Here is a 13,397-nt window from a genome sequence, read left to right on the forward strand (position 1 = left end):
CCCGCCCCCCCCCCCCACCCCCGCCATTGCCGCGAGTGCCCCTGCCGCCATAAGCGACAGCATCACCAGCGTCTCCAGGCTGTGGCTGGACAACACGCGGTGGTAGACCTGGAGCATATAGAGCGCCCCGGTCAGCATCAGCACGTTGATGCCGCCGCTGAACCAGACAAGCGGCCGGATGGCGCGTCTGGCCTCTTTCATCACCACCTGCAGGGCAGGCGGCTGTTGGTTGGTTCTCATCATCTGGATGACATCTCCGTGCAAGAGATCGCGGGAGGCGCACGGGGGCAGCATCGGCTGCCCCCGTTGGTCAAGTGTCAGGCGACATCAACAAGTATGTGCTGCATGTCTGTCACATCCCCGTCCGCGTCCGCCACCTGGAAGGCGAAGTCGAGGCTGGCTGACGGCGTCTCGGTCACGGTCGTGCTGAAGGCGATGTCCACGATCTTCAGCACGTCGTTGTCAGCGCCGTCGAAGCTCACCAGATCGTTGGTCGCAACGCTGCTGCCGCCGCCAGCTCCGGTCTCCCTGATCAGGTCGATGGCACTGCCGGTGATCCCGTTGCCCGACTGCATGATCTGGACACCCTGCAGCAGGTACTCTTCGCCGGCTGCGTTGTAGTCGTTCTGCTCGATGATCACGAGGCCGTCATTGTTGTCGAGCGTGAACTCCGAGCTGTACGGGGACGGGGCCTGACCCGTCTTGAAGATGTCGGCGTTCTGCACGTACATAGCCCGTGTGATCGAAGTGTCGTCCGCGGTGCCGAAAATGTTGTCGGCACCGTTGTCGGCCAGGTTGAGGATCAGCATCAGGTCCTCGCTGTTGCCGATGCCGTCGAACTCGATGGCCATGCTGCCGGCGAAAGCCGACGTCTGCGGTGTCTGCTGCACCTCGGTTGCGATACCGACATTGTTGTCGAAGAACCGCAACGTGAGCAATTCGCCTTTCTGGATCGTGTCACCGGCGACACCGTTGGTGTTCTGCGTCGCAGACACCCATGTTTCATTGTCGTTGCTCACCATGTCGTGAGCGCCGAAGGCGAATGAGGAGTCAAAGGGGTTGGATGCCCCCTCGCCGTTATTCGTCAATCCGAACGGGTTGGATCTGTTGATCGCGTTGCCGGTGAACTGCACGTAGAAGTCTTCGTCTACATTCTGCGTGGTCCCGTCATCCGCCTGCAATTGTTCCAACACGATCTGCGGGTGGCCCGTATTGCTCGTGGGCTGCTTGGACAAGAGTTCACTGGTGTGGATAAGGTCGAAGCTGAAGCCTTCGAGCGGATCGGTCAGGGTGATGGTGTAAGTGCCGGCACCCTTGTCGAAGAGGAGGGTGCCGCCCGCCGTGCCCGGCTGGACGAGATCCGCTGGGTCCTTGTCGTAGGTGAAGCTGAAGTCGAACGTCGCGAAATCGGAGTCCTCCGACGCGAGCGTGACGTCCGAGGTGATGAGATTGCCCCCGCCGCCGCCGGCGATCGAGCCGGTGAGTGCGATCTGGATGCCATTAAGCGGGTCGCCATCCTGGTCGACGAAGTCAGAGTGCGTGGCATCGTAGAACGCGTCCGGGCGAGCATCCGCGCCGATGTCGTACCCGAAGGCTCCGGTGGCGGACGCATTGGCCGCATTAGCCAGGGTTTCGTGGGTACCATCGCTACCACCACCGGAGGCATCACCGTCGAACGGCACCGTGATCGTCGGGCCGTCATCCTCGAAGGTGAAAGCAGTGCCGATGTTGGCTGTTGCCTCGGCGGTGTCGCCGTCACCATCGGTGGCGGTCGCGGTCAGAGTAACCAGATCGGCCGCGGCAAGTACCGCCGCCGAAGCGCCACTCTCCACGGGATCTGCCGGATCGTTATGGATAACCGAACGGTCCTGAGTCAGCGTTACCTCGCCGGTGTTCTCATCGACGCTGATCAGGAAGGCGACCGTAGCCGTGTCGTTCTCCAGATAGCCTTCGATTTCGCCGTTGCCATTGACGCGCAGCAGAATGTTATCGCCGCTGAGCGTGTCGTCGAGGCCGCTGTCGACGTCTGCGCTCTTGACGCCGAGCTCATAGGTGACGGCGCCGCCGTCGGCGCCGAGGTCGGTGCTGAAGGCGGAAGTAAAGCTTGCCGATGTGGTATCGGAAAGATCGCTGTCGTCGGTGGTCAGCGTCGGAATAGTGCCGTCCGCCGTCACCGTCGGGCCGTCATCCTCGAAATGGAAGGCGTCGCCGATATTGGCGGTTGCAGCGTCGGTGTCGCTGTCACCATCGGTGGCGGTCGCCGTCAACGTCACCAGGTCGGCCGCAGCGAGTGTCGCCGCCGATACGCCGCTCTCCACCGGATCGGCTGCATCGTTGTGGACGACCGAGCTATTCTGGGTCAGCGTCACCTCGCCGGTGTTCTCGTCGACGCTGATCAGGAAGGCGACCGTGCCTGTGGCGTTCGCCAGATAGCCTTCGACCTCGCCGCTGGCGTTGAGGCGCAGCAGGATGTTGTCGCCGCTGAGCGTGTCGTCGAGGCCGCTGTCGACACCGGGGCTCTTGACGTCGAGCGCATAGGTGACGCCGTCGAGGCCATCGGCGCCGGCGTCGACGCTGAAGACCGGCGCGAAGCTTGCCGACGCTGTATCGGGAATGTCGGTATCGTCGGTAATCAGCGGCGAAACAGTGCCGTCCGCTGTCACCGCCGGCCCGTCATCGTCGAAGTTGATGAAGGAGCCGACCTCTTCGCTGTGGGCGTTGGTGTTCGTCGTCGAGAAATGGAACTCGGAGATATCGAGCCCTTCGTTTGAATCGACCGATGATACCTGCAGCCGATCCATTGGGCTGCTGGTGATGACATCGACGGTGGTGACGTTGTCGAGTCCGGTGATGGTGACTATGCCCGTGCCGAGCCCACTGACGGTGACGTTGCCGCTCCCAGTGGCATAGGTGCCATTGGCGATGATGGTGGACGCAAACCCTGATTCACCCGTCAACGTGAGGCTGGTGATGTTCACGAGGTTGGTCGCGGTGCCGTCAAAGAAATCCGTGCCTTGATCGTTGCCCGTATTGTTGAAGGCAGCGATACTGACGTCCACCCGATCAGTGGGAGTAGAAGGCGTGATCTGGTTGATTGTGAATCCGGCCCGCGTGACGGTCTCGAGATGGCTATCGTACTGGATTTCCGAGGCATCACCCGCGGCCAGATCACCGCCGGTCACAAAATCGACCTGGAGCGTTTCGCCCGGATTAATGCTCTGGTTGTTGACGCCGAAGCCCTTTTCACTCACGTTGGCGGTGCCACCGTTCAAGCCTATCACCAGAAGCTGCTTGGAAGCGTCATCGGGCGAATTGATCAAGTAAAAATCATTGTTGCCGGGCGCGGCGTCCTCGCCCAAAAAACTGACCACGGAGGTTCCCGCAACGGAGGCGAACACTGCGTCTTCCAGATTGATGCGGTCGTCCGGGTTGGTCTCGTCCGGATGGAACAACGGCACGTACTGGACCGTATACAAATCCGCATTGGTGTTGCTGGTGTTGATCAGGGCGAACGAGAAGGCGAGCGGTCCGGTCTCGGCGGGCTCAGTGCCCGCGTCAGAGGTGCCAATGACGCCGATCACGACGTTTGGATGCGTTAGGTCCTGGAACAGCCAGACATAATTGCCATCGACCGTCTGAATGCCGCTGTTCACGCCGACGGTGGTGGAAAACGGGGTTCCAGCGAGGTTCTGTGAGAGAACGACCGAGGTGATGGTTTCTCCCGCGCTCGCCGAGGCCTCCACGAAGTTGGCCTGGAAGGCGACCTCAGGCGAGGTCAACCCATCCGGATCGTCGAGACTTAGGAGATATTGCACCGTGGGGTTGGTGTCGTATGGCGGAATGGCCGGATTGATATCATCGTCCGTAAAACCGATTGTCTCGTCGATGATGATGTCTTGAGCTACGATATCGAGTGCCATGGAGATTCTCCTTGGTTCAAAATGCTTTCTGGAAAGGGATGCAGCCCCCAATGCCGGAAATGCACCTACCCCGGTGCAGCCGGTCGCATACTGAAATGCGCCCCTCCAATTTCATTGTGCCGCCGGCGCAGAGGGCGCGTCCATTCCCGCTTCGATAGTATTGCGGTCAATGTCCGCACCTGATCGAACGATATATATCCATCGGTAGATCAGGCTGGCGGGTGCTGGGGGAGGCCGCGCCGGCACAAGGCAGATGCCGTCAGACGGCTTTCCGGCCGTTGCCGTGCGTACAATGTCGGCGCGAGGAGAGAGGGACGGTCAGAGCAGGCCGGTTCGGCCCGTTCGTGGACGCTCGGTGGCTTTGCCGTGCGTCATCCAGGCCAGTTCCGCCCGGCCGCCGAGGTGCAGCTTCTCGTAGACGTGATGCAGGTGCATCTTCACCGTACCTTCGGATAAATGCAGCCGCTGCGCGATGGTCTTGTTGCGCAGCCCGCGCGAGACGAGATCGGCGATCTCGGTCTCCCGCCCGGTCAGCCGGGACATGGGCTGCGGCTGCGAGCCCGGCATCAGCAGCTGCTGGACGATCTTGTTGTCGATCCACTTCTTGCCCGCCGCCACCGCATTCACGCATTCGACGAGAAAGCGGTGGCTGATGCCGTCCAGAAACAGGCCGTCGACGTCGAGCGTCTGTATTTCCTTGATATCGAGCCTGCCGGTTGGCTGCACGATGAAGATGATGCCGAGAGCGCTGTTGCCAGCCTTCAGCCGTGAGGAAAGACCTGATGTCTGCTGGTCCTCGAGATCCACGCCCACGATGACGATATCAGGTTGATGGCGCTCCACATGAGCGAGAACGTCCACAGGGCGGCGGCACTGGGCGACAACATCGTGTCCAGCCTTCTGCAAAACCCATTCCAGACCGGCGAGATATACCCCTCGCGGGTCCGCCACGACCAACGTCGACATGCGAACACCGTCCGTAAAAAACGCAACGAACTTGGTTAAGTACCCGTAAAATCAGGAAACCAGAGCCTAGGCCTATTGTCAAGTAATAGCTAATATACATGTTGCTATAATAACGCCCCGAGACTGCCGCTCGGAACGGCGCCGTGAAAGGCCAACCTATGATATGCCTGTCACGTCAAGGTTCTAACGTCCCTTGCCGCGCGGCCCAGTCGTACGGGTATAGGCAGTAAAAATAGCCGGTGCGTTCGGTTGCGATGTATTTCAGATGCGTGCCATTGGGCAGCCAGACGATGTCGCCAGGGCGGCATTCGTGGCGGCCGTCATCCAGTTCGATCGTCAGCGTGCCTTCATGGATGAACAGGACCTCGTCATAGGTCACGGTCCAGTCGATCGAGGCGTTCTCCAGATACTCGATGCCACCGCCCATGGTCCGGCTGATCTCGGCATTGATCACGCGCGCGATCGACGACGTTCCGGTCGGCGTGACTGATGGCTTCAGAGTCAACTCGCTGTGCTTGAAAATCCTGGCCTTGGACATTGTCATCCTTTCTTTGCGCGAAGATTGGCTTTGGAGGGAGTGACGCCGGACGGGGCCAGCCCGGCGAGCCATCTCGTCACCGGATTCAGCTTGCGCCCGGCATGTTCGAGATCGTCGCGCCGACGCACCGCGCCACGGACGAAATGCGCACCGACGAAGCGAAAGGGTTCGGGCGGGAAACCGCGCGCCACCGGACGCACCAGCGCCGAATGCGTCAGTTCCGATTCGCCGTCAGTCAGCAGGCCGGTGAGAATCTCGCCGCCGATATAAGCCATTGTCGTGCCATTGCCGGAAAAGCCGTAGCCGTAGACGACATCGCGGTTGGCGGGCAAAGCGCCGAACAGCGGCACGCCGCTGACCGTCCGGTCGATCGGGCCGTTCCACGATGTTTCGAGCGGGAAATCGGCGAGCGCCGGGTGGCCATCCCGCAGCACGCGACGCATTTCGGCGACCCGTGGCGACAGGCCATGGAAACGCTGGTCGACGATGCCGCCGAAGCCAATGACGCCACCGCTGACGCCGACGGACAGCCGACCATCGCGCGTCGGAGACCAACCGCCAACGAAGACGCGGGAATCGATCATCAGCGGCGCCCGGCGGTAGCCGACCTTGTCGAGAAGGCCTGGAATGGGCTGTGACATGGCGTCGTCGCTGGAGATGTTGAAGATCGCAGGGGCCAGTTCCGGAATCGCCCCGGACCAGGCATTCATGGCAAGCACGACCTTGCCGCAGGACACAGTTCCTTTCGCCGTTTCCACCGTGAGCTTGCCACGTCGCGAAAACCGCTTCATCGGCGACTTTTCATAGATCCGAACGCCGCGGTTCAGCGCTGCACGACGCAGGCCGCGCACCAGGAACCCTGGATGCACAGTTGCCGACGAAGCGTCGAACGCACCGCCAAGGTGGCTCGTCGTACCGGCCATCGCCGCGATCTCCGGGCGCGAAACTCGCCGCGCCGGGACGTAGCCGTGCGCTGCCAGCTTGTTTAACGCGTCGTCCCAGGCGCCAAGCTGTGCTTCGCACGTAGCGCCCCAGATCCAGCCGATGCGATCGAACCAGGCGTCGATTGCCTCGGTCTTGCAGAAAGCCTCGATGCCGCCGATCGCGGCTTCGGATGCCTTGATGATCGAAAGCGCGTCGTTTCCGTCGCGCAGCGCGGCAAGCGCGCTGTATTTGGTCCACGCCGAAAGCACCATTCCGGAATTGCGGCCGCTCGGGCCACCACCACAAATGTCGCGCTCTACAATGACAACGTCGAAGCCTGGATTGTGCTGCTTGAGGCGAATGGCGGTCCACAGTCCGAGATACCCGCCGCCAACGATGCAGATGTCGGCCTGCGTTGTCTCTTCGAGCGGAGGCGCAAGGTCCGGGTCCTCGGGCAATGCCTGCCGCAGCCAATGGCTCCGCCAGCGGATGTCTTTTTCCGGCAACTGCATCACGATGCGCCTGCCGCGGACAGGCGGCGCTCCACCAGCCTGACCAAAAGACTGGCGCCCATCGGCAGGATAGCGTCGTTGAAATCGTAATTGGTGTCGTGCGCGGCGGCCTGGTGCGCGTCGTCCGCCTGGCCAAGCAAGAAATAGCAGCCCGGCCGCTGTTCCAACATGTAGCAGAAATCTTCAGAACCCATCTCGGGAGGCGGATCGACGACGAGACGTTCCGAGCCCATCACCTCGTTCGCAATCGCGATCATCGCGTCGGCTTGCGCCGGAGTGTTGATCGTCGGCGCGAAGGGCGTTTCGTAGCGAATATCGACGCTGGCGCCAAAAGCTTCAGCCTCGTTTTTCGCGATGCGGCGGATTGCCATCTCCAGCGTCTTTTGAACCTGATGGTCGAAGGTGCGCACGGTGCCGGTCAGAAACGCCGCATCGGGGATGGTGTTGAAGGCTTCGCCGGCGCGCAGGCTGCCAACGGTGACGATTGCCGGAGAGTGCACATCGGTCAGGCGACCGGGCAGGGCTTCTATCGCCAGCAGGATGCGCGCGGCGACGGGGAGTGGATTGATCGCCAGATGCGGCATCGCCGCGTGGCCGCCCCTTCCATGGACGACGATCTCGAAGCGATCGGCCGCCGCGGCCACCGTTCCGCGGTGGACGGCGATCTCGCCGAGAGGCCGTTCGCAATTGTGCAGCGCGTAGACTTCATCGCAGGGGAAACGCTCGAAAAGGCCATCATTCAGCATGGCGAGTGCCCCACCTCGACCCTCCTCGGCCGGCTGGAAAATGAAATGCACGGTGCCGGCGAAGTCGGGCGAGCGGGCAAGCGCCGAGGCTGCGCCGAGCAGCATCGTCGTGTGACCGTCATGGCCGCAGCCATGCATCCTCCCGGGAATGCGGGATGCATGCGGCAGCGGCCGCGCCTCGGTCATCGGCAGGGCGTCCATGTCGGCTCGGATGCCAAGACTGCGACCAGCGCCGAGCCTGCCCCTGAGCGTACCGACGACACCTGTCCGTCCGACGCCTTCGGTCGTCTCGATGCCCCACGAGCGCAGTTTGTCCGCCACGAAACGCGCCGTCTCGAACTCTTCGAAGCCGAGTTCTGGATTGGCATGCAGATGCCGCCGCCAGGTCGTCATCTCGGTCTCCAACTGCTGTACCGATGGAACCAGTCTCATGCCGATGCCCTTGCGCGGAGAGTTTGCGAGCGGCCCTGAAGGATGGCGATGACACCAAGCAGGGTCGCAGAGAATGCGATCAGCAGCACAGCGACGGCCGCGATGGCAGGGCTGATGGATTCGCGAACCCCGGAGAAGATCATGCGAGGCAAGGTTCGCTCCGCGCCTGTCGAGAGGAAACTTGCGACGACGACTTCGTCGAAAGAGATGATGAAGGCGATGATGGCCCCTGTAATGACGCCCGGCGCTATCAGCGGCAGCACTACCTTGAAGAATGTGCGGATGGTGCCGGCGCCGAGCGATGCGGCCGCGCGAACCAATGTCCGGTCGAAGGTCGAAAGGCTGGCGACGACAGTCGTCAGCATCACAGGCACGGCCATCGCCGTATGCACCAGAATGATGGATAGCTTGTTGCCGACGAGTCCCAGTGTGGCGAAGAATGAAAAAGCCGCGACGCCGACGATGACAACCGGCGTCACCAAGGGCGCGGCGATGATCGCGTAGAGAATCCGTTTGCCGGCAAAATCGCCCCAGGCGAGTCCGATCGCCGCAGGTATGCCGAGCAGCAACGCCAGGACCGTGGTGGACAGCCCGATGACGACCGAGTTCCACAGTGCGTTCGGCCAACGCTGGTCGACCCACAGTTCGGCATACCAGCGCAGCGACCAGCCCGGCGTCGGAAATGCCAGCGAATTGCTCGAGGTCAGCGACATAGGGATCACGATCAGCAGGGGCAGGATGATGAACGCCAGCAACGTCGCCGCATAGGCATACATCAGCCACTTCCGGAAGCGGTCGGCGCTCATGCGACATGCGCCTTGCGGCGGAAGAGGACGGACGCCGTCCAGAACAGCAACGCAAACAACACGAGGATCATCAGCAGTTGCAGCGAAAGCGCTGCACCCATGCCCCAGTTCAGTGTGCTGTTCGTGTAGAAAGCTATGTAGCTGGAGATCATCTGGTCGGTCGGCCCGCCGACAAGCGTCGGGGTGATGTAGTAGCCAAGTGCGAAGACAAAAACGATCGCCCCGCCAGACAGGATCCCTGGCAGGATCAACGGCAACTGCACGCGGCGCCATGCCGTGAGCCACGGCGCACCCAGCGACAGTGCCGCGCGCATGTAGGTGGTCGGAACCCGCCGCATGACAGCGACGACGGAGAGCACCATCATAGGCAGCAGAACCTGAACCATCGCCAAATAGAGCGAAAAGCGGGTGTAGATGAGGTCGAGGGGTTCGCTGACGATACCCAATCCGAGCAGAGTGGAATTCACGGGGCCGTTCTTCTGCAGCACGATGATCCAGATGACGGTGCGCACCAGCAGCGATGTCCAGAGCGGAAACAGGATCAACGCGAACATCAGCTTCGACCAGGCCGGGGGCGCGCTGACAATTGCCTGCGCCAGCGGCACGGCGAGCACCGCGCAGATGACGGTCACCACGATGCTGATCCAGATCGTACGCAGCAGCGCGTCGACGAAGATGGCGCGGTCGGCGGAAACGGCTTCGATCGAATTGTCCGCGCCTCGCTTCAGGTCCAGGCTCGCAAGCAGATAATAGTCCGTTCGCGCGCTTTGCTGACGCGCTATGACCTGCCAGAGATCGATGTTTTTCCAACCGGCCTGTTTGGCGAGCACCTCGTCGCGCACGGGGCGCATGTCGAGCTTGCCGTCGGCCGCATCCTTTGCCGTCTTGATGACGAGGAAACGGCTGCCGACCACGCGCTGGTTCACGAGTTGCGCCAGGACGCCTTCCTTCCCGGCGCGCCGCGCGTCGGCCAAATCCTCGACGAGTGCTGCAAAGACGGGTTCGCCAGGCAGGCCGCTATCCGCATTCCAGCCCGCCAGAGCGGCAATTGTGCGCGGCAGGTTGTTCGAGAAATCCGAGTTGTCGACGGCCAGAGCGAGGAAGCGCGCTACCGGCCACAGAAACAGAATGACGACGAACAGAATAAGCGGGGTCGTCAACAGGGCGAGCATGCCGCCCCGTTGGCGCCGCTTCATAGCCGGCTTTGTCCCGACCAACATGCCTGGGTTACTTCGCGAGCCAGGCCTTGAAGCGTTCTTCCAGTGCTTCCTTGTGCTCGGTCCAGAAGTCGTTGTCATAGGAGGCGCCGTACTGAAGGTGCTCCGGCGACGTCGGCAGGTAGGCCTTCCAATCCGCGGGAATGAGGTCGGCGGCTTCCTTGCGGCCGGTGCCATAGGCATAGAGTTTCGAGAAGCCGGCCTGGTTTTCAGGGATGGAGAACCACTTGAGGAGATCCAGCCCGGCCTGCTGGTGCGGCGCGCCCTTCACCACCGCCCAGTAGTCGGTGCCATAGAAGAAGCCAGCGTCCCATGCGATCGCATAGGGCTTCTTCTCGTTGATGGCTTCGTTGGTGATGCGCGCATTGAACGCGTCGCTGAGAGCCACTTCACCACTGTCGAGGTTCTGGATGCCCTGCGTCGTTGTGGACCACCAGACGACGTGCGCCTTGATCTTGTCGAGCATGGCGAAAGCCCGGTCGACGCCTTCCGGCGTGCCCAGCACCTTGTACATGTCCTCGCGCTTAACGCCGTCGGCCATCAGCGCATTTTCCAGCGTGAACTGTGCCTGCTGGTAAAGCCCGCGCTTTCCCGGAAATTTCTCGACGTTCCAGAAATCCGCCCAGCTCTTCGGCGCGGCGTCACCTTTGTAGACCTTCGTGTTGTAGGCAAGGACCGTAGCCCAGGTGTCGGATGCGACGCCGCATTCGTGCAGGGTGCCTGGGAGATAATTCGCCGCGTCGCCGGTGATCTCGGGCGTCAGCGGGACGAACAGGCCTTCGGCGCAGCCGACTTCCATGGCGGGCGCTTCGACCGAGACGACGTCGTAGGTAATGTTGCCCGCCTGCACCTGGGCACGCACCTTGGCGACCTCGCCGCCCCATTCTTCCATGACGATCGGAACGCCCGTCTTTTCGGTGTACTTGTCCCAGACCCCATCCTTGTAGGCCTTGTCCCATGTACCCCCCCAGCCGACCACCGTGACGGGGTCGGCCGCGGACGCGGCCAAAGTCGAGGTCGCGAGGCAGATCGCGGCGGCAGATACGGCTTGCAGATAAGTCCTCATTGCAGTTCCCCTTTCTTATCGTTGCAGATTTGATCAAATTTCAAACGCAAAATCGATTGATTAGCAACAGGAATTTGCGATATGGTGCAAAAAAGTTGAAAAGACGAGGAGATTTGATCGAATGCTGCAAGGCACTAGAGACCTGCGCGCCAATGTCAGTCTCGCTGCTGTTCTGGACGAGGCGCGACAGCGTTTCGCTGACGCCAACCCGAACAGCCGGGCGCGTCAGAACGAGGCCGCGGCATCGTTGCCGGGCGGCAATACGAGGGCTGTTCTATGGTATCGGCCATTCCCCGTATCGTTTGTTTCCGGTGAAGGCTGCAGGGTGACCGATTTGGACGGCCATACCTATGTCGACCTGGTCTCGGAATACAGTGCCGGTTTCTACGGCCACTCCGACAAGGCGATTTCGGCGGCCCTTGTGGACGTCATACAGGGTGGCATCATGCTGGGCGCACCCAACCGCTATGAGGCGCGCCTGGCTGCCGCGGTGGTCGACCGTTTTCCGGCCATAGAGCGCGTGCGCTTCTGCAACTCGGGCACCGAGGCGAACATCATGGCGATTTCGGCGGCTCGCGCCATCACGCAGCGCTCGAAGATCCTCGCCTTCCGCGAGGGCTATCATGGCGGCGTACTCACTTTTGCGCATGGCGGCTCACCGCTCAATTTGCCTTTCCCCTTTGTCTTCGCCGACTACAACGATAGTGCAGGCGCCGTGGCGCTCATCAAGGAACAGGGCGACGAGCTTGCCGCAGTGATCGTCGAGCCGATGATGGGCGGCGGCGGCTGCATCCCGGCGACGCGTGAGTTCCTGGAAGCGCTGCGCGCGGCGACGAAGGAGACCGGCGCGCTGCTGATCTTCGACGAGGTGATGACCTCGCGCCTCGACTACCGCGCGCTCCATGGCGCACATGAAATCTTTCCCGATTTCGTGACGCTCGGCAAGTATATCGGCGGCGGCGCCAGTTTTGGCGCATTCGGTGGACGCGCCGACCTCGTCGATCGCTTCGATCCGGCTTTGCCCGGTGCGTTCTCGCATGGCGGGACGTTCAACAACAATATTCTCAGCATGGCTGCTGGCTTCACCGGTCTGACCGAGGTGCTGACGCAAGAGGCGAGCCGCGCCATCAATGGGCGCGGCGATCGCTTGCGCGAAGCGATGAACGTCTCCCTTGAAAGGCATGGCGTCGAGGGCATCGTCATAGGGCGTGGGTCGTTGATGAACCTGCATTTCGTCAGGGGGCCGGTGGACACTCCGGCGCGGCTCGACGATGCCGATCCTTCGGTGATTGCGCTTTGGCATATCGAAATGCTGTTGCGAGGGTACTACGTGACGCCGCGCGGCATGCTGGCGTTGTCACTGCCATTTGGCGACACCGAACTCGACGGCTTCGCCGGCGCATTCGACGATTTCCTGTCGAGCAACCTCAAAATACTGCCGCGCCGGACAAACTGATGCTTGATCGCAAGAATGCCAGTGCCGGCTCAGCCGCGCAAAAGACAGCTCATGTTCGTGTCCATACGGGCTTGAAGGAAGCACTGATGAACGGTGACTTCCTGCCCGGCCAAAGACTGGTCGTGCGACAGCTTGCCGAACAGTACCGGACCAGCGCCATGCCGGTGCGCGAGGCCTTGCGGCAACTCGTCAGCGACGAGGCAATGTTCGACCACCCAAATCGGGGCGTCATCGTCCCCGAGGCCACGGTGGCGCGTATTTCGGATCTGGTGCGTGTGCGCTGCAGCGTCGAAGGAACGGCGGCCGAGTGGGCCGCGACGACCATCACGCCCGAAGAACTCGATGAATTGGCGAAGCTGAACGGGCTGATGCGCGAATGCGTCGAGAGCAATGTCATGGCTAGCTATCTCGGCTTGAACAGGCGCTTCCATTTCACGATGTACCATGCCGCGCGGTCACCTCTCATCCAGCAAATCATCGAGAAATTGTGGCTGCAAGCAGGACCGTTCTTGAACATCGTCCGCTCGGACGTGACCTACGGCCTGGGCCTTGACCATCATGACGAAATGCTCGCGGCGCTGCGTCGCGCCGATGGCGCGGCTGCGCGCAAGGCGCTGGTGGCCGACCTGCGCGAGGCCGCCGACATCATTCTTCGCGCCGCCGCGGCGGCTGAGGCTCAGCCTGCGCGCAAACGCCCGGCTTCGGCACGCCGTGATCCCAAGGCGCAGGCGCGGTGATGGGCGGATCCCCGCGTGGCCCGGTTCATGTCGAGTTTCGTGGCGTCAGCAAGCGCTACGGGCAGACGGTCCAGGCG

At 61.9% G+C, this 13,397-nt stretch carries 10 protein-coding genes and 1 pseudogene; 2 read left to right on the forward strand and 9 right to left on the reverse strand.

Annotation, left to right across the window (positions count from 1 at the left end):
- From EN964_RS09060 to EN964_RS09100, 9 genes and pseudogenes are all read right to left on the reverse strand, one after another.
- Positions 1 to 240 (reverse strand): annotated as a pseudogene (locus EN964_RS09060) (type I secretion system permease/ATPase); the annotation flags it as partial.
- A gap of 77 nt (positions 241 to 317) precedes the next feature.
- Positions 318 to 3,920, reverse strand: a complete 3,603-nt coding sequence (locus EN964_RS09065) for a DUF5801 repeats-in-toxin domain-containing protein (RefSeq protein ID WP_127270368.1) — start codon at positions 3,918 to 3,920, stop codon at positions 318 to 320.
- Positions 3,921 to 4,238: 318 nt separating this feature from the next.
- On the reverse strand, positions 4,239 to 4,871 hold the full coding sequence (locus EN964_RS09070) for a response regulator transcription factor (RefSeq protein WP_245477102.1): 633 nt from the start codon (positions 4,869 to 4,871) through the stop codon (positions 4,239 to 4,241).
- Positions 4,872 to 5,061: 190 nt separating this feature from the next.
- Entirely contained in the window at positions 5,062 to 5,424 is a 363-nt protein-coding gene (locus EN964_RS09075; protein ID WP_164748744.1) for an AraC family ligand binding domain-containing protein, read from the reverse strand.
- Positions 5,425 to 5,426: 2 nt separating this feature from the next.
- A complete protein-coding gene (locus EN964_RS09080; protein ID WP_127268146.1) occupies positions 5,427 to 6,860 on the reverse strand; it encodes an FAD-binding oxidoreductase in 1,434 nt (477 codons plus the stop codon).
- Positions 6,860 to 8,038, reverse strand: a complete 1,179-nt coding sequence (locus EN964_RS09085) for a M20 aminoacylase family protein (RefSeq protein ID WP_127268147.1) — start codon at positions 8,036 to 8,038, stop codon at positions 6,860 to 6,862. Before EN964_RS09085 ends, EN964_RS09080 begins: the two co-directional genes overlap by 1 nt.
- On the reverse strand, positions 8,035 to 8,844 hold the full coding sequence (locus EN964_RS09090; protein ID WP_127268148.1) for an ABC transporter permease: 810 nt from the start codon (positions 8,842 to 8,844) through the stop codon (positions 8,035 to 8,037). The genes EN964_RS09085 and EN964_RS09090 overlap by 4 nt, the downstream gene beginning before the upstream one ends.
- A complete protein-coding gene (locus EN964_RS09095) occupies positions 8,841 to 10,004 on the reverse strand; it encodes an ABC transporter permease (RefSeq protein ID WP_206528702.1) in 1,164 nt (387 codons plus the stop codon). The genes EN964_RS09090 and EN964_RS09095 overlap by 4 nt, the downstream gene beginning before the upstream one ends.
- Positions 10,005 to 10,071: 67 nt before the next feature.
- Positions 10,072 to 11,127 carry an ABC transporter substrate-binding protein gene (locus EN964_RS09100; protein ID WP_127270371.1) on the reverse strand — a complete coding sequence of 352 codons (1,056 nt, stop codon included), beginning with the start codon at positions 11,125 to 11,127 and terminating at the stop codon, positions 10,072 to 10,074.
- A 121-nt stretch (positions 11,128 to 11,248) separates the two neighbouring features.
- On the opposite strand from EN964_RS09100, the gene EN964_RS09105 reads away from it, so the two are divergent.
- Together EN964_RS09105 and EN964_RS09110 are read left to right on the forward strand one after the other, a co-directional pair.
- A complete protein-coding gene (locus EN964_RS09105; protein ID WP_127270372.1) occupies positions 11,249 to 12,583 on the forward strand; it encodes an aspartate aminotransferase family protein in 1,335 nt (444 codons plus the stop codon).
- A complete protein-coding gene (locus tag EN964_RS09110) occupies positions 12,583 to 13,320 on the forward strand; it encodes a GntR family transcriptional regulator (protein ID WP_127270373.1) in 738 nt (245 codons plus the stop codon). The genes EN964_RS09105 and EN964_RS09110 overlap by 1 nt, the downstream gene beginning before the upstream one ends.
- Positions 13,321 to 13,397 lie beyond the last annotated feature (77 nt).

It is taken from the genome of Mesorhizobium sp. M7A.F.Ca.CA.001.10.2.1 (assembly GCF_003998575.1).
In the GTDB taxonomy this organism is placed as follows: Bacteria; Pseudomonadota; Alphaproteobacteria; order Rhizobiales; family Rhizobiaceae; genus Mesorhizobium.

Coding starts and splice junctions, on each gene's coding strand:
- EN964_RS09065 (WP_127270368.1), bottom strand. CDS start 3,920: ATGGCACTCGATATCGTAGCTCAAGACATCATCATCGACGAGACAATC.
- EN964_RS09075 (WP_164748744.1), bottom strand. CDS start 5,424: ATGTCCAAGGCCAGGATTTTCAAGCACAGCGAGTTGACTCTGAAGCCA.
- EN964_RS09080 (WP_127268146.1), bottom strand. CDS start 6,860: ATGCAGTTGCCGGAAAAAGACATCCGCTGGCGGAGCCATTGGCTGCGG.
- EN964_RS09085 (WP_127268147.1), bottom strand. CDS start 8,038: ATGAGACTGGTTCCATCGGTACAGCAGTTGGAGACCGAGATGACGACC.
- EN964_RS09090 (WP_127268148.1), bottom strand. CDS start 8,844: ATGAGCGCCGACCGCTTCCGGAAGTGGCTGATGTATGCCTATGCGGCG.
- EN964_RS09100 (WP_127270371.1), bottom strand. CDS start 11,127: ATGAGGACTTATCTGCAAGCCGTATCTGCCGCCGCGATCTGCCTCGCG.
- EN964_RS09105 (WP_127270372.1), top strand. CDS start 11,249: ATGCTGCAAGGCACTAGAGACCTGCGCGCCAATGTCAGTCTCGCTGCT.
- EN964_RS09110 (WP_127270373.1), top strand. CDS start 12,583: ATGCTTGATCGCAAGAATGCCAGTGCCGGCTCAGCCGCGCAAAAGACA.